Genomic DNA, 22,679 nt, shown 5'->3' with positions numbered 1-22,679 from the left:
CAATCCATAGCTCTGATTTGGTCCAGATCACCGCTTGAGGTGGATCGTCACCCAGCCCTCGCGGTGCGTGGTCCTGACATGGCGGAATTGCTGGCCGACATAGGCCGACACCACGGCGTCGCGCTGACGGTCGAGGATGCCCGACAGCACGATCGAGCCGCCGAGCGAAATATGCCTGGCCATCTCAGGCGCCAGCCGCATCAGTGGCCGCGCCAGTATGTTGGCGACGATGAGGTCGAACGGCGCGCGCGCGGCAAAGATCGGGTGATGGAAGCCCGGCGCCGTCACCGTTTCAACCAGCGCCTTGACGTGGTTGAGGCGGGCGTTGGCGGCAGCGACCTTGACGGCGATCGGATCGATGTCGGTCGCCAGCACCGGAATATGCGCCAGCTTGGCAACGGCGATCGCCAGCACCGCGCTGCCGGTGCCAAGGTCGAGCGCGTTGCGCGGGTGCTCGCGCCGCACGACTTGCTCCAGCATTTCAAGGCAGCCGGCGGTGGTGCCGTGATGGCCGGTGCCGAAGGCCAGCCCCGCCTCGATCTCGATGGCGAGCTCGCCATTGTGGCGCTTCCTGCGGTCATGCCCGCCATGGACGAAGAAGCGGCCGGCGCGCACCGGCTTCAACCCCTCCAGCGAGTGCGCCACCCAGTCGATGTCGGGCAGGGATTCGCGCTCGATCGGCTTCGACAGAGCGAGGCCGGCGAGAATGTCTTTGACGCGCGTCTCGACGGCATCGACGTCATCGTCGGCGTAGAGCGACACTTCGTGGATGTCGCGGTCTTCGTCGACCTCCAGCACGGCGATCGGCAGGCCGTCATCCTCGAAGGCCGTCTCAAGGGCGGCAAAGATGCGGTCAGCGTCGATCTTGCCGGCGGTGAAGTGGAGACGTGTCTGGGTCATAGACGGTATGTCAGCCTTCCGCCGCCAGCCGCTTCAGCTTGGCGATGGCGGCGTCCGGGCTTTCGCCATAGGCGATCGTGCCGGAGAACTCACCCTTGCCGTTGAGCAGCAACACCGAGGCCGTATGGTCCATCGTGTAGTCGCCGTCGCCGGTGTCGACCTTTTTCCAGTAGATGCCGAAGGACTTGGCCATGGCGTGGACCTTGTCCGGATCGCCGCTGATGCCGACAATGCGGTCGGAGAAATTGCTGACATAGGTGTTCATGAGTTCGGGCGTGTCGCGCTCCGGATCGACCGAAACGAAATAGGCGTGCAGGTTCTTGCCGTCGTCGCCCATCGTCTTCAGCCAGCCCGCGAGTTCGAACAAAGTGGTCGGGCAGACTTCCGGGCAGTGGGTGAAGCCGAAGAAGACGACGCTGGGATGGCCTCTGAAGGCGGCTTCGGTGATCGGCGCGCCCTTCTGGTCGACCAGCGTGAAGGCGCCGCCATATGGCTCGCCGCCATAGTGTCCCCGGTACCAGTCGAAGGTGAGCCAGYCGATGCCCGCCGCCATCAGGACGAGAATGCCGACCAGAATTGAACGCATCATCAGGGATTGTCCGTCGTGATTTTCATTGGGTGCTGGATCAGCACCATTCGGCGAACACTCTTAGCGGGTTGCCCGCGCACACGCAAAGAGGTCGCGTTGCCGCAACCGGTCTTCGATACCACCTTACCAAATCGTAATTTGAACGGTTCGGACCCCCGCCTATTTTGATTGTCTGCGCTTTTGCAGCGGAACCAGCCCATGCCGGACATGCCTGTCGCCTCCTATTCAAAGTCCCAGATCTGGCTGCACTGGAGCATTGCCGTGCTGATCCTGGTGCAATTCCTCGCCCATGACGGCATGGAACATGTCTGGCGCGCCTTGCGCCGGGGTCAGGAGGCGTCGCCCGGCGATGTGCCGCTGGCCTATTTGCATGTCGTGATCGGCCTCGCTGTGCTGGTCCTGGCAAGCTGGCGGCTCTGGCTCAAGGCCACGCGCGGCGTTCCGCCGGTTTCGGGGATGGAGCACAAGGCGCTGCGGCTGCTGGCCAAGGCGACGCATCTTGTCATCTATGGGCTTATCTTCATCGTGCCGCTGTCGGGCGCCGCCGCCTGGTTCCTTGGTGTGCCGGGGGCAGGGCTGGTGCATGTGCTGGGCAAGAACATCCTGCTCTATGTCGTGCTGTTGCACACGGCCGGCGCGCTGGTTCAGCATTTTGTCCTTAGGAGCGACGTGCTGCGGCGGATGCTCGCGTTCGGCCAGGCCTAGCTTGTAAACGGGGCGAGCTTATCCCACCTGATGTCGGCAACTCGAACCCGCAGGAGGCTCCCTTGCAGAAACTGATCGGCGGCGCTTTGGCCGCATGCCTTGTCGTCGGCTCTGGTGCAGCGGTCGCCGAGGAAGTCGGCAAGGTCGGCGTCGACTGGCTCGGCAACGACATCATCGTCGAGGCGATCAAGGATCCCAAGGTCGAGGGCGTCACCTGCCATGTCTCCTATTTCGATCGCGGCGTCATCGACCGCCTGCAGAAAGGCAACTGGTTCGAAGACCCTTCCGATTCCTCGATCTCCTGCCGCCAGACCGGGCCGATCACCATCGGCGATATCGACATGAGCGAGGCCGGTGAGGAGGTGTTCAAGCAAGGCATCAGTCTGATCTGGAAGAAGCAGGTGGTGAACCGCATCTACGACAAGACCAACGAAACGCTGATCTACCTGTCGCATTCACGCCAGGTGCAGGACGGCTCGGCCAAAATGTCGGTCACCACCGTTCCGCTCTACGGCCAGAACGTGGTGTGGACCAGCGGCAAGCCGAAATAAGGTTGGCAACAGCTGACGGACGATTGGTCCCGCTTGCGGGACCAATCGCTCGGGCGTAAATCGCCCGCATGGACCGTCCGGAAAACCTTGTCCTGAAAGACCCCGAACCGCGCATTCATCCGACCGCGGAGCTGAAGGCGTGCAAGCTTGGGCGCTACGCCTCGATCGGCGAGCGCGTCGTGCTGCGCGAAGTGACGGTCGGCGATTTCTCCTATTTTGAGCGCCATTCGGAAGCGATCTACTCGACGATCGGCAAATTCTGCTCGATCGCCGCCAACAGCCGCATCAATGCGCTGGAGCATCCGATCGAACGGGTGACCCAGCACAAGGTCAGCTACCGGCCGAACGAATATTTCCGCTGGCTGGGTGTCGACACCGCGTTCAAGGCGCGGCGGCAGGACAAGGCGGTCACCATCGGCCACGATGTCTGGATCGGYCATGGCGCGGTGATCATGCCCGGCGTGAGCATCGGCAATGGCGCGATCGTCGGCGCCAATGCGGTGGTGACACGCGATGTGCCGGCCTATGCGATTGTCGCCGGCGTGCCGGCCAAGCCGCTGCGGCCGCGTTTCACTGGTGAGATTGCTGCGCGGATCGAAACCCTCGCCTGGTGGGACTGGACGCCGGAAAAGCTGGCTAAAGCGGTCCCCGATATGCAGGCCATGCCGATCGAGGCTTTCCTCGACCGCTGGGAAAACGACGCTTCCTGAGCTCGTCAGGCGTGTATGCGTTGTTCACGAAATCCTTTTCGGCAGGGAACCCGGAGCGGCAGCCGGTTGTTTCTCCCCGGCGCGAGATGATCTCGTCCGGGGCCATCTCGTCGCCGCCATTTTGGGATTTTTCAGATGTTCGAGAAACTTTTTACGAAGGTCGCCAACGAGGTCGCGCACCTTGCCGGCCTGCCGCTGACTTTTGCCGCCTGTTGCCTGATCATCGTGGTCTGGGCGGGAAGCGGGCCGCTCTTCGGCTTTTCCGATACCTGGCAGCTGGTCATCAACACCGGCACGACGATCATCACCTTCCTGATGGTGTTTCTGATCCAGAACACGCAGAACCGCGATGGTGCGGCGATCCAGGCCAAGCTCGACGAGCTGATCCGGGTCAGCAAAGGCCACAATCATTTCATCGGCATCGAGCACCTGACCGAATCCGAAGTCGAGGAAATCCGCGACCGCTGCGAACGCGCGGCCAAGCGGCATGACCGGGAGATCGCAGATATGGCCGCCAAGAAGGCCGTGGCGCAGAAGCGCGGCGCGAAGAAGCAGGCGGCTTGAGCGTCAGCCTTTCATGAAAGCTGCGAAAGCATCCTTGTGGTCGGGGTGCCAGCGCGACAGAGCAGGGCGGTTTTCGATGATGTCGCCGATCGCCCAGGCCATGCGCTTTTCGTCCATCGGCCGCGCTGCCTCGTTGTCGGGGCACAGAATATAGAAATCGCCACGCAGCAGCGACGCCAGCATGAAGTCGATGACCTGCTCGCCGGTCCAGGCGCCGGCCGGCTTTTCAGTCGCCCCCTCGGTCAGGCCGGTAAAGGTGAAGCCCGGGATCAGCAGATGTGCGCTGATCCTGGCGCCCGGCTCGTTGCGCAATGCATGCGCCAGGCCCTCGGTGAACGTTTTGACGCCTGATTTGGAGACGTTGTAGGCGAGGTTGCCGGGTGGCGTGGTGATGCCTTGCTTGGAGCCGGTGTTGACGATCAGGCCAGCTTTTCCCGATGCCAGCATGCGCGGGGCAAAGGCCTCGACACCGTGGACGACGCCCCAGAAATTGATGTCCAGCAGCCGCTTCCAGGCGTCGCGGTTCTCCCAGGGCTTTCCCGGATTGTTGCCGACGCCGGCATTGTTCATCAGCAGCGACACGTCGCCGAAGGCGGCGAACGTCTTTTCGGCCAGCCGGTCGAGGTCGTCGGCCTTCGCAACGTCGGTGGCGATGGCGAGAACCCCATCGTTGCCGGCAATCGCGGCAACAGTGCGGGTGGCTTCGTCGAGGCGCGCACCAGCGATGTCGGCGAGCACGATCTTCATGCCCATCGCCGCCAGCCGCTTGGCAGCGGCAAGACCGATGCCGCTGGCGCCGCCGGTGATGACGGCGACGTTGCCTGGGCTAAGGGCGGGCAGAGCGGTCTGGATCTCGGCATCGGTGGTCATGATTTCTTCCTTGTCTTGGGTTGCGCCGAACTTAGCGCGGGATGCGCTTCGTGCAAGGCCGTCCAGCGTGTTCGGGTTGACCGCGTCCGCGACGGCTGCGCATGTTGCGGCTGAACAGGGAGACTGCGGATTGGCCGACTGGATCGAGATCCTTAGAGAACAGACCGCCACAGGCGACCAGATGGGTCGCGAGGTGCCGCAAATGCTGGCCAATCCTGATATCAGCGAGGCGCAGGTGAAGACGCTGTTTTCGGCGCTCGAAAAGCAGGCCGAGTTCGTCGAGAAACTGCGCATGGCGCTGGAGAAATTCGGCCATGATTTTTCAATCATCAAGGCGGCCGAGCGGCTGGAGGAGCGCTATGCCGATCTCGCCGCTTCGGTCGCCGAAAAGCTGAAGGCGATGCGCAAGTAGGAACGGCAGGCGCTACTTTTCGAGCACCCGGGAAAAACGCCGATCCGGCACGAACCAGATCGCGGCCACCAGCACGAAGATCGCAACGCCGATCCATTGGTTGACGAAGGCAAGCGGGACGGCGCAGATGTAGAGGGCCACCGAGATCTTGCCCTTGCGGTCATTGCCCAGCGCCTTGGCGAAGGCAGTCTCGTGGCCGTGCAAATGGTGCAGCTTGGTGACGAGAATGGTGTAGGCAACCGCGCACAGCACCAGGTCCACGCCATAGACCGCTACGGGGACCGGCGCGAAATGGTTCTCGCCCATGAAGGCCGTCGTCGCCGGAATCAAGGACAGCCAGAACAATAGGTTGAGGTTTGCCCACAGCACGCCGCCATCGACGCGCTGCACGGTGTGAAACATGTTGTGCAGATTGTTCCAGTAGATGCCGACATTGATGAAGGACAGGACATAGCAGAGGAAGATCGGCCACAGCGGTTCCAGGGCTGAAAGATCCTCGCCATGCGGCACTTTCAGCTCCAGCACCATGATGGTGATGATGATGGCGACGACGCCATCGGTGAATGCCTCGACCCGGCCTTTGCCCATATGTGCTCCCCTCAAATCATTTTGAAATCTACGCAATGGCCGGATGCACCGCTACCCGCCATGTGGCTGGGCGAACCGGCTGGCGCCAAACCATTCAGCCGTTTGGTGTCTCGGGCGTAATATTGGCGCGCTGGCGCGGTATGCCAAGGCCGGTGTCGGGCGGCTCACCGGCCGCCGGCCTGTCCTCGATCATGTGCATGGTGCGCCAGCGGCCGAAGCGGTAGTAGGCGGCGGCGAGCAGCAGCGAGGTGATCGATCCCGCGGGAAAGCTCCACCACAGCGCTTCCTCGCCGATCACGCTACGCATGAAATAGGCAAAGCCGGTGCGCACGATCAGTACCGAGATCACCAGGATGATCAGCGGCGGTATCACCGCACCGGTGGCGCGCACGGTGGCGAACAGCACGATGGTGATGCCGAACAGGATGAACGACCAGGAGGCGACTTTGTTGATGTGGGCGGCGATCTCGATCGCAGCGCTGTCACTGGAGAGGAACAGGCTAAGCACCGAACGGTCGAAAACAAACAGCACGGCGACCAGGGCGCCGGTCAAAACCAGATTGAAACCGACGCCGGAAGCGGCGATGCGGCCGATCCGGTCCCAGCGCCCTGCGCCGACATTTTGCGCCGCCATCGAGGACACCGCCGCGCCGATGGCCAGCGCCGGCATCTGGATATAGGTCCACAGCTGCGCGGCGATGCCGTAGGCGGCGGCGACCTGCGAGCCATAGGAGTTGACCATGCCCATCACGGTCAGCGCTGCCGCCGAGATGACGATCATCTGCAGGCCCATCGGCACGCCCTTGAAGACGACGATGCGCAGCAGCGCCGGGTCCGGCCGCAGCAAGGCCAGGTTGGCGCCGGCGAGCCTGAGCGGGTGCTTGCGCGCATAGAGCACGACGAGGATGGCAATCACGCTCACCGTCTGGCCGATCAGTGTCGAGGTGGCCGAGCCGGCAATGCCGAGCTCGGGGAAGGGGCCGATGCCGCGGATGAGCAGCGGGTTCAAGACGATGTCGAGCACGACCGCGAGCGCCATGAAGAAAAACGGCGTGCGCGAATCGCCGGCGCCGCGCAGCACCGTCATGACGAAGGACAACAGGTTCATCATCGGCACGGCAACGAAGATGATGCGCAGATAGGAGCGGGCCAACGGCAGCGCGTCGGCCGGCGTGCCCAGCGTGTTGAGGATGGCATCAACCCAGATCCAGCCGCAGACCGCGAACACCACCGAGACGATGAAGAAAAAAGTGGCGCTGGTGCCGACGATGCGCCGCGCCTCCGGCAGATCACGCGCGCCGACCGATTGCGCCACCAGGATGGTCGCCGCCATGCCGATGCCGAACACCGTGCCGAGGATCAGGAACAGCACCAGATTGGCATTGGACGTCGCGGTCAGCGCCGATTCGCCGAGGAAGCGGCCGACCCAGACGGCGTTGATCGAGCCGTTAAGCGACTGTAGCACGTTGGAGCCGAGCACCGGCAGCGCGAACAGCAGCAGCGTGCGCGGGATCGGGCCGCTGGTCAGGTCGCCGGTGCGCCGGCGCGCGGGTATCTTTTCGTCCATGGTGGGCTGCTCGGCGCTGTCTCAGTCCGGTCGCAATGATCGCCGATTTAACGGACAAGGTCGATGCGGCATCGGAACATTCCGCTTTGCGCGCCTGCGCCAATCAGGTTCTCAAAGCATTCGGAATGGGATATGGATCGTCGCCGCGTGGGACGCAAATCGGGGGGATCATGTCCGACAATCCGCTTTTTTCTGAGCGCCTGAATCGGCGCGCGTTTCTGGGGGCATCCGCCTTGGGTGCTGCATCCGTGGCGCTTTCGGCCTGCACAACGACGGACGTGGCGCCGCCGCCGGTGGTGGCGCCGCCGCCGCCAAGCGATTCGGCTTTCGGCGCTGCCGAAAGCATGTACGCGGCACGCGTCGACGAGGGCTACCAACTGCCGGCGATCCCGATATCCAAGCTCGATCCGAAGTTCGTGCGCCAGATCGTGGACGATCCGACCGGAGAAAAGCCCGGCACCATCGTCGTCGATACGTCGGAGCACTTCCTCTATCTGGTGCGCGACGGCGGCAAGGCCATCCGCTACGGCGTCAGCCTCGGCAAGGCCGGTTTCGGCTGGACCGGCACCGCTGTCGTTCAGGCGCGCAAGAAGTGGCCGGTGTGGACGCCACCGCCAGAAATGATCCAGCGCCGGCCGGAACTGGCGAAATACAAGGACGGCATGCCGCCGGGACCGCAGAGCCCGCTCGGCGCCCGTGCGCTCTATCTGTTCCGTGACGGCAAGGACACGATGTACCGGCTGCACGGCACGCCGGAGTGGGATTCCATTGGCAAGAACGCATCGTCGGGCTGCGTGCGCTTCATGAACCAGGACATCATCGACCTCTACAGCCGGGTCAACGGCGTAACCCAGGTCCATGTGCGCGAGACCTTCTCGGTCGCCGGGGAGAACTCCGCCGTGTCGAACAGGACCGCCGAGCCGATCGATGCGGGCGTGCCGAGGGATGCCGAGATTCTGAAGTAAGTTTCTCAGCGGTATCGCTGATCGCCGAGAAAAAAGCGGACTCGCCCGGCGCGTCCGCTTTTTTCCATTGTATCCGACTACTTCTTGGCGAGGCCCGGAAGCGTGACCTGATAGACCAGGAACATGGTGTCGACATCGGCGCCGTCCTCGGCCTTGTAGGGCGCGCCGACCTGGAAGCCGTCCTGGCTGAGGAAGTCGTTGTCGTTGGCGACGAACAGAAAATAGTCGTCGGGCAATTTCGGATCCAGCACGCTGACCACCGACATCGCCTCCCACTTCTCCGAGAGGTTGTTCTTGTCGTTGGGTTTGCCATTGTGCAGGCCGAAGCGGCCGAGTTCGCCCTTGTCGTTGATGTCGATGAACGGCGTCAGCCTGGCCGGCGTCACCGAGGGGTCAAGCACGCCTTTGGGCGCCACCGGCTTGTCGGCAGCGTCGAAAACGCTACCGGCGATATCGGTCGCCGCGGCGAGATCGACGATGTTGATCTCGCGTGGAAGCGAGGTGTCGCCTTTCAGCCCCTGGCCGTTGTTGCTGTCGCGCGTGATCATCAGAAAGGTCTGGTCGGACAGCGCGACGATCTCGCTTTGCGCGGCGATCTTGGTCTTGCCCTTGGCGTCGGTGAACACCGGCAGCGGCACGATATATTCATGCGCCAGTTTGAGGTGGGCGAGGGCGGAGGCGTCATAGACCAGCGCGCGGGTGTTCTGGCGCGTCGAGCCAGAATCGCCGCCATCCTGCCGCGGCGCCGATTGCAGGACGGCGATGAGGAACTTGCCGTCCGGTGTCAGCGCCATGCCTTCGAGGCCTTGGTTGTTCTGACGGCCGGTGTCGGGATCCTTCGGATCGGGCTCGGCCGCACCCGGGCCCGGATTGTCGGACGCGAAATTCGGCGCGCCATGGCGCATCGGCACCAGGGCGGCCGGCGGCTGCGTGGCCGACAGAAGGTGTCCGTCGGCCGAGAAGCGGTAGATGTTGGGGCCGTATTCGTCGGAGATGAACATCGTGCCGTCCGGCAGCCGCGCGATCGCCTCGTTGTCGAGCGCCAGCTTGCCGTTGACCTCGGGCAGGATCGGCAGGTCGCCGCTTGCCGCGCGAACGCCGTTGAGCGGGTCGAGGCCGGTGGCGTCAGCACCCTTGTCGTCGGTCAAAAGCATGGTGTCGGCGAGCGTCGCCTTGACGCCCGTCTGTTCCTGTCCGGCCGCAGCAGCGGCACCGGGTGCCACCGGCGTGAACTCGATGCCGATCGTGTTGAGGCGCGGCCGGTAGTCGGTGGTGCCGACGACGTTGTAGCCGCGGTCCGGCAGCAGCCACAGCGAGCCCCTGTAGCCGTCGGCGTCATGCGTCCAGCCAGCGGTGTCGATCGACATGCCGGAGCCGGAGCCGAACGTCTCGCCGAACTTGTCCTTCAGGTTGGCCGGGATGCGGCCGACGCCGACCAGCCCCTTGTTGACGAGGCCGCCGATGGTGGCGGTGCCGTCGGCCAGCGTCGGCGTCACGGCGCCGAACAGCGCCAGCGCGACGCCGAGCGACAGGGTTCGGTGCGAGTTTTTCATGATTATCCTCTTTGCGACAAAGCCGGAGCGGCCAAAACCCGAAAGGACTCCACGTCGCATCGGACGATGCCGCGAGCCCTTTTCCCGGAAGCGGTCTAGGACGCGAACATGATACTGGCGTGACAGGGGCGGGCTCGTTGGCAGCCGGAACCATTCTCCATTCTGATCCGTTGCAACGAAGCCTGGTGCCGCTTCGCGTGATCGGCCGGGCTATGGGATCAGGAAGGGACAGAAATGGGTTTCGATCAGTATCACGAGCCGCCGGAAGAACTGTCGCAGAAGGTGCGAACCTTTGCCCGCATGATCACCTCGCTGATCGAGGAGGCGGAGGCGATCGGCTGGTACGAACAGCGCATGTCGGTGGAAAAAGACCCTCAGGCCAAGGCGATCATGAAGAACGCGCAAGGCGAGGAATTCAAGCATTTCGGCATGGATCTGGAATTCCTGCTGCGTCAGAAGACGGACTGGCGCGCGGAATTGAAGGAGATACTGTTCACCACTGGCGATATTGTGAAGGCTGGCGAGAGGGGCGAGAAGAAGGTGGATTGAGCTACCGGCCTTAGCCACCAGCCGCTGCTCCAGATCAATCGCTGTCGCGCGCGACCAACTCCAGCGGCCAGACCTCGCGGATGAGGCGCGGGCCGTCCGGGCCGGCGAAGGCCGGGATCGAGGCCAGCAGAATCTCGGCGAGCCTTTGGCCCATCGGCTCCAGCGCCGGGCGGAAGGCGGTCAGCGCCGGTGAGAAGTAGCGGCAGAGCGGCGTGTCGACGATGACGGTCACCGCCATGTCGTGACCGGGCTTGATGCCCATCTCGGCCAACGCCTTGCAGCCGCCAAGCGCCATCGCGTCATTGTTGAAGATGATGGCGGTCGGCTTGGCGTGCATGACCTGCGGTGTCACCTCGTAGCCGCCGGCCTCGTTGATGAAGCCGGAGGCAATCAGGGCGGGGTCGACCTCGATGCCATGCCGCCGCAGGGCCTTGCGATAGCCGTCGAGAAACAGATAGCCGAAATTGAGGTCAAGCGACGGGCGGATGGCGGCGATGCGGCGGTGGCCGCGCGCCACCAGCCGGTCGACCGCCTCGGCACCGGCCTTTTCGAAGTCAAGGTCGAGGCTGGGATAGGATTTGGCGCCGGAGCGGCTGCGGCCGAGCGTGGCGAAAGGGAAGCCGGCCTGGGTCAGATAATCGATGCGCTCGTCTTCGCGCCGCGTCCAGGCAAGCACCACCGCATCGGCGCGGCGCGTCTCGACGACACGGCGCAGACGTTCCGACTGATAGTCGCCGGGCGCGCCCATGACCACGGTGAGGTCGAGCCCGCTCTCAGCCAGTTTAGCCTGGAGTCCGATCAGGAACGGAATGAAGAACGGCTCGCCATATTGCTGGTCACCCGGATGCGGCTGCAGCATGAAGGCGATCGAATGGGTGGCGCCCTGGCGCAGACTGCGACCGGACTGGTTCGGCGAATAGTTCAGCGTCTTGGCCGCCGCCAGCACGCGCTGACGCGTATCGGCATTGACGTCGGCGCGTCCATTCAGCGCCCGCGACACGGTGCCGATCGAAATGTTCAGGTGACGTGCAAGGTCGTGAATGCTGGACGCCAAAGGACAGTTCTCCCCCAACCCTCGCTATCACCGGCGGCTGCTCAGGCCAAGGCGACAAGACGATTTTTTACAAGCAGGCGATTGACATTCTACCTCATCGGGTGTGTTCTCGTAAACGTTTACGGAAAAACGTTTACGGTCAAGCCGTGAATGCCGTGACGACCGGTCTGGAGGGACCGAGAGGGAGGAGTGCTGGATGATCAACGTCGTCCTGGTCGGTTGCGGAGCGATGAGCAAGGCCTGGCTTGATGCAGCTAGGCAGGTTGCCGGGCTCGCCATTGTCGGCCTTGTCGACCTTGACGCCGACAGGGCGAAGGCGAGGGCGCGCGAATACGAGCTCACCGGCGCCGTCATCGGCACCAGCCTCGACGCGGTGCTCGACCAGACCCGGCCCGATGCCGTCTTCGACGTCGTTGTTCCCGCCGCGCGGCGCGACGTTGCGTTCTCGGCCTTTGCCCATAATTGCCACTTGCTGACGGAAAAGCCGCTCGCCGACAGTCCTAGGAATGCACGCGCCATCGTCGAGGCGGCGCGCAGTGCCGGGCGTGTCCACGCCGTCGTGCAGAACCGGCGCTATGTCGCCAATGTCAGGCGCATCAGGCGCTTTCTCGATTCCGGCGCCATCGGTGCGCCAACCAGCATCCATGCCGACTTCTTCGTCGCGCCGCATTTCGGCGGTTTTCGCGAGGAGATGGCGCATGTGCTGCTGCTCGACATGGCGATCCACACATTTGATGCCGCCCGCTATATGGTCGCCGGCGAACCGGCCGGCGTCTACTGCCAGGAATGGGAGCCGGCCAATTCCTGGTACCGGCAGGGATCGTCGGCAAGCGCCGTCTTCGATCTCGGCGGCGGCAAGCGTTTCACCTATGCCGGCAGCTGGTGCGCCGCCGGCTTCCGCACCAGCTGGGAAAGCACATGGCGCATCGTCGCCGAGAACGGCAGCCTGGTCTGGGACGGCGAAGAGGGGCTGAAGGCGGAGGTTGTGTTGTCGATCCGCGACGGCCTGTTCGACTTGACCCAGCCGATCATCGTGCCGCCGCTCGATCCCGCCGACCGCATTGGCGGCCATCTCGGCATCATCCAGGATTTCATGCACGCCATCGAGACCGGCACCGAGCCGGAAACGCGCGGATCCGACAACATCAAGAGCCTGGCCATGGTTTTTGGCGCCATCGAGAGCGCCGAGACCGGACGCCGGGTGGCGATCCCCACACAGGAACAACAATGATGCCAAACCCGCTTCTCGACATCAGGATCGGCACCATGGTGCGGGCCAATCTCGAAGACCCTGCCGCCTATATCAAGGCGATCCTGCCGCTCGGCTTCGAGAGCATCCAGCCCTTCTTCTGGCAGACGCTGGGCGGCAAGGACCTGCCGCGCCTCGCCGGTGAGATTCGCGAGGCGATCGGCGATGCCGACGTCACGGTCTCTTCGCTTGGCGTGTTCGGCAATCCGCTGGAGAGCGGCGATGTCGATCGCGGCGTGCTCAAGGCCTGGGAAACGGTCATCGACAACGCGCACCTGTTCGGCGCCTCCACGGTCAGCGGTTTCACCGGCCGCCTTCGCGGCAAGCCGCTGCCCGAAAGCCTGCCGCGCTTCAAGGAGGTTTGGGGGCCCCTGGCCAGGCGCGCCGCCGACAAGGGTATGCGCATCGCCTTCGAGAATTGCGCCATGGATGGCAACTGGGCGGCGGGCGACTGGAACATCGCCCATAATCCGGATGCCTGGGAGATGATGTTCAACGAATTGCCTGACGACAATCTCGGCCTGGAATGGGAGCCCTGCCACCAACTCGTCTATTTGATCGACCCTATGCCGCAGATCCGCAAATGGGCGCCGCGTATCTTCCACGTGCACGGCAAGGACGCGACGGTGCGCTGGGACGTGATCCGCGAGCATGGCGTGTTCGGCCGTCTGCCCTTCGTGCAGATGCGCACGCCGGGCTTCGGCGACAGCGACTGGACGCGGGTGATCAGCGAATTGCGGCTGGCCGGCTACAAGGGCGCCATCGACATCGAAGGCTGGCACGACCCGGTCTATCGCGACGATCTCGAAATCACCGGCCAGGTGCGGGCGCTGGACCATCTCAAGCAATGCCGGGGAGGTGCCAGCTTCTTGCCGAATCCGGTGTGAGTGCGGGCCGGCGGGAGGTGCCGGCCAGCCAAGATTGCGGCGTATTGCCGATCGTCGAAACCCCTCGGCTTGCGAGGGAACAAAGGGAGGATAAGTGCATGAGCATGACGATGAGAAGGACACTTCTGCGCTCGACCGTCGTGGCCGCCGCCACCGCGCTCGCCGCTGCGATCTCGACCTTGCCCGCGCAGGCGCTCGACGCCAAATGGTGCAAGGACGTCCACATCCGCTTCTTCGTCGGCGGCGCCGAGGGCGACGCCTTCGGCACCATCGTCTATAATGGCGCCAAGCAGGCCGAGGCCGATCTCGGGCCGAAGGTCGATTACATCTTCTCCGGCTGGGACGTCGAAAAGATGGTGCAGCAATTGCGCGAGGCGGTCGCGGTCAAGCCCGCCGGCATCGCCATGATGGGCCATCCGGGCGACGCCGCGATCATGCCGCTCGCCGAGCAGGCGCATAAGGACGGCATCAAGATGATGTACCAGAACGTGCCCGTGCCGACGGTGACGGCGGCGTTCGGCGGCGGCTATGTCGGCGCCCAGCAGGAACAGCAGGGTCGTGCGCTCGGCGCCGAGGCGTTCAAGCTGGCCGGGCTAAAATCCGGCGACAAGGCGATCATGATCGGCCCGTTCGACAATGAGAGCCGGGGCGCACGCGAGCGTGGCACTGTCGCCGCACTGAAAGAGGCCGGCATCGATGTCATTCAAATCAATTCTGTACCCGAATGGGCTGCAGATCCGAATCTGGCGATCCCGGTGATCACCGCCGCGTTGCTCAACAACCCCACCGTCAAGGCGGTCGGCTATCCCGGTGGGCAGATGCTCGGCAATGTGCCGACCTACATGCAGGCCGCGGGCAGGAAGGCCGGTGACGTCTTCAACTTCGGCTTCGACACCAGCCCRCAGATCGTCGAGGCYTTCAAGGRYGGCTGGGTGCAGCTSACSGCCGACCAGCAGCCGTTCATGCAAGGTTATCTGCCGATCCTCAGCCTCTGCCAGCAAGTGGTGCTTGGGCTGGCGCCAATGAATGTCGACACCGGCGCCGGCTTCGTCACGCCGCAGAACTACGAGATCGTTTCCGAGTTGGCCAAGCAGGCGCTGCGCTGACCTCCCAAGGCTGCCGGCCGGGATTTCGCCCGGCCGGGCGGGACCGCCGGCAAAGAGACTGGCAAGCGACAATCAAGCGAGGATACGATGGCCGAACGCATCATCGAACTGCGCGATATCAGCAAGTCCTATGGCCAGGTCTATGCGCTGGGCGGGGTCAATCTCAGCGTCGACCGCGGCGAGGTGGTCGGCCTGATCGGCGACAATGGCGCCGGCAAGTCGACGCTGATCAAGATCCTGTCGGGCGTGGTCAAGCCAACCAGCGGCGAGATCCTCGTGCGCGGCAAGCCGGTGACCGGATGGAGCGCGGCACGATCGCGCGACGCCGGAATCGAGACGGTGTTCCAGGACCGGGCGCTCGCCGTGCAGCAGACCATCGTGCGCAACATCTTCATGGGCCGCGAACTCACCGGCTTCATGGGGTGGCTGAAGGTCAACAAGGAGATCGAGGAGGCGAGCCGGCTGATGCGCGAAATCGGCTTCACCTCGAAAGTGTTCACGCCGCAGTCGATCGTCGGCCAGCTCTCCGGCGGTGAGCGCCAGGGCGTGGCGATCGCACGCGCCATCTACAAGCAGGCGGAGCTGATCATCCTCGACGAGCCGACGACGGCACTGTCGCTGACCGAGACCGCCAAGGTGTTCCATTTCGTGCGCCAGGTGCGGGCGAGCGGCCGCTCGATCCTGTTCATCGGCCACAACATCCATCACGTCTTCGACATTGCCGACCGCTTCGTGGTGATGGACCGCGGCAAAGTCGCGCTGACCGCCGACCGCAGCGAGGTCAAATCGGCCGAAGACCTCATCAACTTCATGGAAGACGTCGCGCATCCGGGCGGGTTGCCCGGGCTGCACGATGCCGGCGACGCGGAGCACGCAACACGATGAGCAAGACCATGGAACCTGATCTGCACCCCGCCGGCATTCCTCGCCCCAGCCCCCAGAAGGAGTGGAAGCACCCATCCGATCACTGGATGCGCGGCTTCATCCTCGACAACCGGGCGTCGCTCGGCACGCTCGGCGTGTTCGTGGTGATGATGGCGGTGTTCATGATCGCCAACCCGACCGTGTTCACCACCTGGTATCTCTACAGCTCCGTGCTGACCACGCTGCCGGTGGCGCTGTTCGTGGTGGTGCCGCTGGTCTTCGTCGTCACTTGTGGCGAGATCGACCTGTCGTTTCCGGCGACGATGGGCTTTGCCTCATGGGTCTTTGCGCTGGTGGTGCAGGCCGGCTACGATCCGTTCCTCGGCATTGCCGCCGCACTCGTCACCGGCATGCTGCTCGGCTTCCTGGTCGGGTCGCTGGTGGTCTATGGCGGGCTGTCGTCGCTGATCGCCACGCTCGGCATGAATTTCCTGCTGCGCGGCTTGATCCAGATCATCAACGAGGGCAAGTCGATGGCGCTGACCGGCCTTGCCGACAGCTGGGCCTACAAGATCTTCTCCAGCCAGCTCTACGGCATCCCGGTGCAGATATTCTGGGCCATCGCCTTCGTCGTATTGTCGGCGATGCTCTACAACCGCCACCGCTTCGGCGCGCAGGTGAGGGTGGTCGGCGACAATCCTGACAGCGCCCAGCAGATGGGCATCGACGTCAAGCGTGTCAGGGTCAAAGTGTTCGTCTTCGTCGGAATCGGTGCCGCGATCGCCGGCACCTTTTCGGTGATGATCAACTTCACCTGGTGGCCGACCGCCGGCGACGGCTATCTGCTGCCGGTGCTGGCCTCGGTGTTCGTCGGGGGCACGCCGACCTGGGGCGGCATCGGCACCGTCGTCGGGGGAGCCATCGGCGCCGTCACCGTTTCCTTCATCCAGACCGGCGTAGTCGCGGCAGGGTTGAGCGGCTTCTACGTGCAGTTCTTCAACGGGCTGATCATCATCCTGTCGCTGCTCGGCCATAAGTGGAACCAGGCGAGGTATCGGTGACAGTAGGCTCTTTGTAGCCGAGAGGCGTCACACCGCCGCGACAAACCCGTCCAGCACGCGCTTCTGGCCGGCCTTGTCGAAGTCGATGGTCAGCTTGTTGCCTTCGATGGCGGAAATGTTGCCGTTGCCGAATTTCTGGTGGAAGACGCGGTCGCCGATGCTGAAGGCCGACGGTGTGTCGGCGACGGATTTGGCGACCAGTTCGCCGTCGATGGTGCGACCTTTGACGCTGGTGCGGCCGGCGCCATAGCCTGAGTCCGTCTCGCCATAACCGATGCGCTCGACCTGATGGCCGGAGCGCGAGCCCCAGTTGCGGTCGGTCGCCTCGGTGCGGTTGGCCTGCGCGCGCTGCCAGCCGGGCGTCGCATAGGTGTTGGAAAAGGCGCCGGATTTCTCCGCGCTGCCGGTGTTGGCGCCGACATTGTCGAAGCGTGAGGCGCCATACGGATTCTGCCTGCCGCCACGGCCGGAGGCGAATGAGCCGCCACCATAGGAATTGCCATAGCCGCCGTAGGAGTTGCCGCTTTCGGCGACCTCGACATGAGCGTTCGGCAACTCTTCGAGGAAACGCGACGGGATGGTGGACTGCCACAGCCCGTGGATGCGGCGGTTGGAGACGAACCAGATATGCAGGTTCTTCTTGGCGCGGGTCAGGCCGACATAGGCGAGGCGGCGCTCTTCCTCCAGCCCGGAGCGCCCGCCCTCGTCGAGCGCGCGCTGGTGCGGAAACAGGCCTTCCTCCCAGCCGGGGAGAAAAACAGTTTCGAATTCGAGGCCCTTGGCCGAGTGCAGCGTCATGATATTGACGGCGTCGAGCTCGGCATTCTGCTCGGCGTCCATGACCAGCGCGACATGCTCGAGGAAGGAGCGCAGCGATTCGTACTCCTCCATCGAGCGGATCAGTTCCTTCAGGTTCTCCAGGCGGCCGGGGGCTTCGACCGAGCGGTCGTTCTTCCACATGTCGGTGTAGCCGCTCTCCTCCAGAATGGTCTCGGCGAGCTCGGTGTGCGGTGTGGTTTCCAGCGCCTTCTGCCAGCGCTCGAAATTGGCGGCGACTTCGCGCAGCGCGGCGCGCGGTTTCGGCTTCAGCTCATCGCTTTCCGCGAGTTTGGCGGCGGCCTCCAGCATCGGGATGCGCAGTGCGCGCGCGGTGTCGTGGATCTGGCGGATGGTGGCTTCGCCAAGGCCGCGCTTGGGCACATTGACGATGCGCTCGAAGGCAAGGTCGTCGGCGCCTTGCGCGACGACGCGGAAGAAGGCCAGCGCGTCGCGGATTTCGAGGCGCTCGTAAAAGCGCGGGCCGCCGATGACGCGGTAGTTGAGGCCGAGCGTGACGAAGCGGTCCTCGAACTCACGCATCTGGAAGGAGGCGCGCACCAGGATCGCCATGTCGTTGAGATTGTGCTTTGCGCGCTGGTAGGTCTCGATGGTCTCGCCGACGGCACGGGCCTCCTCCTCGGAATCCCAGGCGGCATGGACATGCACCTTCTCGTCGTCCTCGGCGATTTTTTCGGTGAAAAGCGTCTTACCGAAGCGGCCTTCATTGTGGGCGATGAGGTGGGAGGCGGTGCCGAGGATGTGCGCGGTGGAGCGATAGTTGCGCTCCAGCCGGATGATGGTAGCGCCGGGGAAATCCTTGTCGAAGCGCAGGATGTTGTCGACCTCGGCGCCGCGCCAGCCATAGATCGACTGGTCGTCGTCGCCGACACAGCAGATGTTGACGGTGGCCGGGCGCTGATTTCCCTCCCCCTTGAGGGGWGGGTGGCCGGGCGAAGCCCGGTCGGGTGGGGTCCGAGCGGCAGTGCTCGACGTTCTGGTGTTTGATGACTGGGAGGTGCCTTCTCCGCCGACCCCCTCCGCCCGCTTCGCGGGCACCTCTCCCTCGAGGGGGGAGGATTGCGGCCGCTGCGCCAGCAGGCGCAGCCACATGTACTGGGCGGTGTTGGTGTCCTGATACTCGTCGACGAGGATGTATTTGAAGCGCTTGTGGTATTCCTTCAGCACATCCGGATTGGCGCGGAAGATACGGATCGGGTGGCATAAAAGGTCGCCGAAGTCGCAGGCGTTCAGCGTCTTCAGTCGCTCCTGATAGGCCTTGTAGAGCTCGCGGCCCTTGCCATTGGCGAAGGCGCGGGCATCGCCCTCGGGAATGTCGGCGGGGCCAAGCCCCTTGTTCTTCCAGCCGTCGATCATCTGGGCGAATTGTTTGGCCGGCCAGCGCTTGTCGTCCAGACCTTCTGCCTGGATCAGCTGCTTGATCAGGCGCACGACATCGTCGGTGTCGAGGATGGTGAAATCGGATCTGAGCCCGGCAAGCTCGGCGTGCCGGCGCAAAAGCTTGACGCCGATCGAGTGGAAGGTGCCGAGCCAGGGCATGCCCTCAACCGCTTCGCCGACCAGCAAGCCGATGCGCTGCTTCATCTCGCGCGCGGCCTTGTTGGTGAAGGTGACGGCGAGGATCTGCGAAGGGAAGGCTTTTCCGGTGGCAAGAATGTGGGCGATGCGGGTGGTCAGAACGCGCGTCTTGCCGGTGCCGGCGCCGGCCAGCACCAGAACCGGGCCTTCGGTGGTTTCCACCGCCAGCCGCTGCTCGGGGTTGAGGCCGTTCAGATAATCGGGTGCATTGTTGTGGCCGCTGCGGGCCGCCATGGCGCGCGCGGCTATACCCGACGGGGCCGTGGGCCGCGCGTTCGGTTCGTCAAAAAAAGGCATGTCTTCCGAAAAGCCGGACATCGCCCCCGAATGTAGTGATTCGGTGGAGAAAGGCCAGAAGTGTCTACGTTTTGTTCTGGTTTGGAAGCCAGATTCCCGGGCGCCGTGCGAATAATGTCGCCGCAGCGCCCGGCAAGCTGTGCAAAACCCTCTCGCCCGGCATTACCCCGCGGCCGCTCGCATCCGCTCGCTGATCTTGCCTGCGACATAGCCGGCATCGCGTGCCGCGCCATGGATCATTGTCGAGGATGTGGAGTGCTGGAAATGCAGGCCGCAGACATAGAGGCCGGGTTCGCCCTCCACAGCGCCGCGATACTGCTTCACCCGGCCGCTGTCGTCGAAGATCGGCAGCTTGATCCAATCCAGTCCGGCCCGAAACCCGGTACACCAGATGACGTTCGAAACGTCGAGAAGCTGGCCGTCGTCGAGCAGCGGTTTGCCGTCGCGGACACCGGCAACGCGGGCGACCCTGCGGACGCCGGCGGTATCCAGATCCCGAGGCTTGACCCGGATCAGCGGCAGGCCATGGGCGAGCTGCCCAGGTTTGGCCTTGCGGCCCATTGGCGTATCGACCGTGAGCACCCGGTGGAAGACAAAGCGGAAGACGATCGGCAAGATCAAACGCATCGCGAAATAGCCATTGTAGGCGACCGGGATGTTGCCGGGATGTCGTCCGGCCAACCAGACCTGATGGGTGGAAGCGATGTCGATGGCGATTTCCGCGCCGGAATTGCTGGCGCCGACCAGAAGCACCTTGCCCGGCTTGAGTTGCTCGGGGTTCTTGTAGGCGACCGAATGGAATTGCCGGATCGACGGATCGAGCGAGGCCGCGAAATCCGGGATCTTCGGCTTCTGGTAGCTCGAGGCCGCGACCACGACATGATTGGCGATGTACCGCGTCCGGCCAGCCGTCACGACATAGCGACCGTCGATGCGGGTCACCTCGTCGACCTTGACGCCGGTGCGCACCGGCAGGGCGAATTTCTTCGCGTAGGCCTCCAGATAATCGGCCATGTCGTCCTTGGTCGGGAACGAGTAGCGGGCGGCAGGAAAGGGCATGCCGATCAGCCCGTCAAAACGCGCCGGCGTGAACAGGCGCAGCGAATCCCAACGCGAACGCCAGATGTCGCCGACGCGTTCGCGTGCCTCCAGGATGACGAACTTCACGCCCTTGCGGGCGAGGTGATAGCCGACGGAAAGGCCATTCTGTCCAGCGCCGATGACGACGACATCGACATGTTCTTCCCTCGGTACCGGTCGCGTTTCGTCGCCGATAGGCGCCTGGCTTCCAGCTGCCTGCAGTGCACCAGCCTCCAGTTGCATGAACGCCACGCCTTGTTCCAGCAGCGCGCCGGCACGCGCCCTGGTCTCGGCGATGCCGACGTTACGGCGGCTATGCGGTTTCGCCGCGTGGCTTGAAGTCGGGCCAGATGTTGAAGTCGGGGTCATGATCGTCTCCATGCGGTTTCGTCAATCATGGATCAAAAAATAGCGAACCGGCTCGGCGGCGCTTCGGGGAGATACCCCACACGACAAAAGAAACGGCATGGGGATTCCCCCCCATGCCGCAGCGTCAGAGCAGGCCGTTCTGAAAGGCGTAAGCGGTCGCTCCAGCGCGCGAGCTGACCGCGAGCTTGTCGAATATGTTGCTCAGATGCCGGTCGACGGTCTTTTCGCTGAGGCCCAATTCGGTCGCTATCAGCCTGTTGGTCTTGCCGGTGGCGACAAGGCCAAGCACTTCGATCTCGCGCTTTGTCAGGCCGTGCGAAGTTGAATTGGCTGGTCCGGTCAGCGCAGTGACGCGGGCGAGGTCGGGCGCGGCGCCAAGTTCGGCGAAGATCGCCCGGGCGGCATCGAATTCAAGTCCGGCGCTGTCCTCGTCGCCAAGGCTGCGGCAGGCCTGCCCGGCCAGGACGCGCAGACGTGCCTCCAGATAGGGCGCGCCGGCCCGCTGCCAGGTCGTCAGCGCGGCGCGGAAATGGCCGAGCGCTGCTGCCGGGTTGCCTTCGGCCAGTTCGATTTCGCCTCTCGCCTGCGATGCCATCGCGGCAAGAATGTCGGTGGCGAAGCGGTCGGAGATCGCCTGCAATTCCTGGCAGGCGTCGCGCGCCTCCTCTTTGGCGCCGGCGGCGATCATGATCTCGACCAGCGCCGGCAGCAGGCGCGCCCGGCTCAGCGGAGCCTTGGTCGTGGCCAGCACGCGGCGAATGGTTGCCGCCGCCTGTTCAGCCCGGCCCTGCATGAGACGCAGCAGGGCCATGCCGGGCTGCGGCTCGAGCCCGAGCCGGCTGGCGGAACGGTAGAGCTTCTCGGCGGCGGTGACTTCGCCGCGCAGCCGATGGATTTCGGCCTCCTGGTAGGCGGCTCCAGCCTCCATCTCGTTGCCGATCGCATGGGCCAGCGACAGCGTCGCGCGCCGTGCCTCGGTAATGGATTCCTGCCAGGCGCCGTTCAACTCCAGGATCTCGGCGCGGTGCAGCATGCAGATGCCGTGGAACTGAACCAGCTGCGGCTGTGCTCCGCACCAGTTCGACAGCGCGTCGGTCCATTCGCGCGAGCGGTCGAGCGCATAGACCTGCCGGCACGCAGCGATGAGGTTGCAGTAGATGAGGCCGGTGACGATGGGCGAGAGCTTGCCTTCCGCAGCCGGCAGCATGGCCTCGTCGAGCAAGGCGATGCCTTCCTCGATCCGGCCCTGCCGCACCAGGGCACGGCCGAGATAGCACCTGCCGAAGGCGATCAGGTCGATGTCGCAACAGCGTTCACCGATCGCCAGCGCCTGCCTTGCCAGCACCTCCGATGCCGGATCGTTGCCGGTCATGCTTTCCTTTTGGGCGGCCAACAACACCAGGTAACCATGCGCGGCGCACTCGCGGCCGAAGCCATCCGCGAGGCGCTGCGCCTGCTGGATACAAGCGGTTGCGTGGCCTTCCTCGCCCAGTGCGAAAAGCCGAAAGCCACGGAAGAATGCCCAATACGCCGCCCGGTCGTCGCGGCCGGCTTCGATAAGCATGTTGAAGAGGCGCTCGCCGGTGGCGAAGCTGTCCTCATCGCGGTCCAGCATGCCGGCCGTCCAGAGCAGCCGTTCCAGGTCTTCCGGGCCTAGCGGGGCGATCTCATCCGTCGCCCGCAAAAGCTCGAATGCATCCGCCCACGCGCGCTGCCCATAGGCATTGCGGGCCTGTTCGAGCAGTGAGGCGGCATCGGCTTTCATCGGCAAAGC

22 protein-coding genes are annotated in these 22,679 nt (G+C 64.2%); 12 read left to right on the top strand and 10 right to left on the bottom strand.

Features of this window, described 5'->3' with window-relative positions:
• Positions 1-27 precede the first annotated feature (27 nt).
• Positions 28-900 (bottom strand): 50S ribosomal protein L11 methyltransferase, encoded by an 873-nt coding sequence (locus AC1DXN_RS18120; protein ID WP_477244652.1) that lies wholly within the window; start codon positions 898-900, stop codon positions 28-30.
• 10 nt (positions 901-910) lie between these two features.
• Complete coding sequence (locus AC1DXN_RS18115) at positions 911-1,489, bottom strand: SCO family protein (RefSeq protein WP_477421623.1); 579 nt, start codon at positions 1,487-1,489, stop codon at positions 911-913.
• Between the two features lie 198 nt (positions 1,490-1,687).
• On the opposite strand from AC1DXN_RS18115, the gene AC1DXN_RS18110 reads away from it, so the two are divergent.
• From AC1DXN_RS18110 to AC1DXN_RS18095, 4 genes are all read left to right on the top strand, one after another.
• The gene (locus AC1DXN_RS18110) at positions 1,688-2,194 is read left to right on the top strand and encodes a cytochrome b (protein WP_477244656.1); all 507 of its coding nucleotides are present in this window, start codon (positions 1,688-1,690) and stop codon (positions 2,192-2,194) included.
• Between the two features lie 62 nt (positions 2,195-2,256).
• On the top strand, positions 2,257-2,745 hold the full coding sequence (locus tag AC1DXN_RS18105; RefSeq protein WP_477277242.1) for a CreA family protein: 489 nt from the start codon (positions 2,257-2,259) through the stop codon (positions 2,743-2,745).
• Positions 2,746-2,813: 68 nt separating this feature from the next.
• The gene (locus AC1DXN_RS18100; RefSeq protein WP_477277240.1) at positions 2,814-3,455 is read left to right on the top strand and encodes a DapH/DapD/GlmU-related protein; all 642 of its coding nucleotides are present in this window, start codon (positions 2,814-2,816) and stop codon (positions 3,453-3,455) included.
• A gap of 135 nt (positions 3,456-3,590) precedes the next feature.
• Positions 3,591-4,019 carry a low affinity iron permease family protein gene (locus tag AC1DXN_RS18095; RefSeq protein WP_477244662.1) on the top strand — a complete coding sequence of 143 codons (429 nt, stop codon included), beginning with the start codon at positions 3,591-3,593 and terminating at the stop codon, positions 4,017-4,019.
• 3 nt (positions 4,020-4,022) lie between these two features.
• Here the strand turns inward: AC1DXN_RS18095 and AC1DXN_RS18090 are convergent, their stop codons facing one another.
• A complete protein-coding gene (locus AC1DXN_RS18090; protein WP_477277238.1) occupies positions 4,023-4,889 on the bottom strand; it encodes an SDR family NAD(P)-dependent oxidoreductase in 867 nt (288 codons plus the stop codon).
• A 130-nt stretch (positions 4,890-5,019) separates the two neighbouring features.
• Here AC1DXN_RS18090 and AC1DXN_RS18085 point away from each other — a divergent pair, with 130 nt between their 5' ends.
• Positions 5,020-5,301 carry a hypothetical protein gene (locus AC1DXN_RS18085; protein ID WP_477244666.1) on the top strand — a complete coding sequence of 94 codons (282 nt, stop codon included), beginning with the start codon at positions 5,020-5,022 and terminating at the stop codon, positions 5,299-5,301.
• 12 nt (positions 5,302-5,313) lie between these two features.
• On the opposite strand, the gene AC1DXN_RS18080 is transcribed toward AC1DXN_RS18085, so the two are convergent.
• Together AC1DXN_RS18080 and AC1DXN_RS18075 are read right to left on the bottom strand one after the other, a co-directional pair.
• Complete coding sequence (locus tag AC1DXN_RS18080; RefSeq protein WP_477244668.1) at positions 5,314-5,889, bottom strand: TMEM175 family protein; 576 nt, start codon at positions 5,887-5,889, stop codon at positions 5,314-5,316.
• Between the two features lie 94 nt (positions 5,890-5,983).
• Positions 5,984-7,456, bottom strand: a complete 1,473-nt coding sequence (locus AC1DXN_RS18075) for an MATE family efflux transporter (RefSeq protein WP_477277236.1) — start codon at positions 7,454-7,456, stop codon at positions 5,984-5,986.
• Between the two features lie 170 nt (positions 7,457-7,626).
• On the opposite strand from AC1DXN_RS18075, the gene AC1DXN_RS18070 reads away from it, so the two are divergent.
• Entirely contained in the window at positions 7,627-8,421 is a 795-nt protein-coding gene (locus AC1DXN_RS18070) for a L,D-transpeptidase (RefSeq protein ID WP_477244672.1), read from the top strand.
• 77 nt (positions 8,422-8,498) lie between these two features.
• On the opposite strand, the gene AC1DXN_RS18065 is transcribed toward AC1DXN_RS18070, so the two are convergent.
• Positions 8,499-9,974, bottom strand: coding sequence for an esterase-like activity of phytase family protein (locus tag AC1DXN_RS18065; RefSeq protein WP_477277232.1), 1,476 nt, complete (start codon positions 9,972-9,974; stop codon positions 8,499-8,501).
• Between the two features lie 234 nt (positions 9,975-10,208).
• Between AC1DXN_RS18065 and AC1DXN_RS18060 the strand changes: the two genes are divergently transcribed.
• Positions 10,209-10,523, top strand: coding sequence for a ferritin family protein (locus AC1DXN_RS18060; protein WP_477244675.1), 315 nt, complete (start codon positions 10,209-10,211; stop codon positions 10,521-10,523).
• Positions 10,524-10,557: 34 nt separating this feature from the next.
• On the opposite strand, the gene AC1DXN_RS18055 is transcribed toward AC1DXN_RS18060, so the two are convergent.
• Complete coding sequence (locus AC1DXN_RS18055) at positions 10,558-11,577, bottom strand: LacI family DNA-binding transcriptional regulator (RefSeq protein ID WP_477277230.1); 1,020 nt, start codon at positions 11,575-11,577, stop codon at positions 10,558-10,560.
• Between the two features lie 196 nt (positions 11,578-11,773).
• Here AC1DXN_RS18055 and AC1DXN_RS18050 point away from each other — a divergent pair, with 196 nt between their 5' ends.
• From AC1DXN_RS18050 to AC1DXN_RS18030, 5 genes are all read left to right on the top strand, one after another.
• Positions 11,774-12,808, top strand: coding sequence for a Gfo/Idh/MocA family protein (locus tag AC1DXN_RS18050; RefSeq protein WP_477277228.1), 1,035 nt, complete (start codon positions 11,774-11,776; stop codon positions 12,806-12,808).
• Entirely contained in the window at positions 12,808-13,713 is a 906-nt protein-coding gene (locus AC1DXN_RS18045; protein ID WP_477277226.1) for a sugar phosphate isomerase/epimerase family protein, read from the top strand. Before AC1DXN_RS18050 ends, AC1DXN_RS18045 begins: the two co-directional genes overlap by 1 nt.
• 98 nt (positions 13,714-13,811) lie before the next feature.
• Positions 13,812-14,819, top strand: a complete 1,008-nt coding sequence (locus tag AC1DXN_RS18040; RefSeq protein WP_477421621.1) for a substrate-binding domain-containing protein — start codon at positions 13,812-13,814, stop codon at positions 14,817-14,819.
• Positions 14,820-14,906: 87 nt separating this feature from the next.
• The gene (locus AC1DXN_RS18035; RefSeq protein WP_477277222.1) at positions 14,907-15,704 is read left to right on the top strand and encodes an ATP-binding cassette domain-containing protein; all 798 of its coding nucleotides are present in this window, start codon (positions 14,907-14,909) and stop codon (positions 15,702-15,704) included.
• Positions 15,701-16,744 (top strand): ABC transporter permease, encoded by a 1,044-nt coding sequence (locus tag AC1DXN_RS18030; protein ID WP_477277220.1) that lies wholly within the window; start codon positions 15,701-15,703, stop codon positions 16,742-16,744. The genes AC1DXN_RS18035 and AC1DXN_RS18030 overlap by 4 nt, the downstream gene beginning before the upstream one ends.
• Positions 16,745-16,771: 27 nt before the next feature.
• Here the strand turns inward: AC1DXN_RS18030 and AC1DXN_RS18025 are convergent, their stop codons facing one another.
• The 3 genes from AC1DXN_RS18025 to AC1DXN_RS18015 all read right to left on the bottom strand — a co-directional run bounded on the left by AC1DXN_RS18025 (position 16,772) and on the right by AC1DXN_RS18015 (position 22,670).
• On the bottom strand, positions 16,772-19,477 hold the full coding sequence (locus tag AC1DXN_RS18025; RefSeq protein WP_477277218.1) for an ATP-dependent helicase: 2,706 nt from the start codon (positions 19,475-19,477) through the stop codon (positions 16,772-16,774).
• A 141-nt stretch (positions 19,478-19,618) separates the two neighbouring features.
• On the bottom strand, positions 19,619-20,905 hold the full coding sequence (locus AC1DXN_RS18020) for a flavin-containing monooxygenase (RefSeq protein WP_477277216.1): 1,287 nt from the start codon (positions 20,903-20,905) through the stop codon (positions 19,619-19,621).
• Positions 20,906-21,029: 124 nt separating this feature from the next.
• A complete protein-coding gene (locus AC1DXN_RS18015; RefSeq protein WP_477277214.1) occupies positions 21,030-22,670 on the bottom strand; it encodes a LuxR C-terminal-related transcriptional regulator in 1,641 nt (546 codons plus the stop codon).
• Positions 22,671-22,679: the final 9 nt, after the last annotated feature.

Source organism: Mesorhizobium sp. P2_H9 (genome assembly GCF_056403215.1).
The sequence above is the reverse complement of the archived record's forward strand: the minus strand, read 5'-3'. Positions and strand labels throughout refer to the sequence as shown.